This window comes from Paraburkholderia sp. SIMBA_027 (assembly GCF_046535315.1).
Lineage (GTDB): Bacteria > Pseudomonadota > Gammaproteobacteria > Burkholderiales > Burkholderiaceae > Paraburkholderia > Paraburkholderia tropica.
In genome coordinates, this window is record NZ_JAWRWY010001590.1 from 1 (window position 1) to 236 (window position 236).

At 41.9% G+C, this 236-nt stretch carries 1 protein-coding gene; it reads left to right on the forward strand.

The window, feature by feature from the left end; genetic code table 11:
* On the forward strand, positions 1-236 hold a 236-nt coding region (locus SB764_RS44545; protein WP_410867381.1), incomplete at both ends, for a flavodoxin family protein.

Here is a 236-nt window from a genome sequence, read left to right on the forward strand (position 1 = left end):
CGATGTAGTATTTATCGGGTTCCCGACTTGGGGAATGCAGTTACCGCCACCGATGAAAAGTTTTCTGAACGAATATAATTTAAGCGGTAAAACCATTGTGCCATTTAATACCAACGGCGGTTATGGTATCGGCAGCAGTTTTGAAACAGTAAAACAGCTATGCCCGAACAGCACCGTATTAGATATTTTTTCGACAAGAGGTGGTTCAGAAAGGGACGGGATTTTATATGTTATGG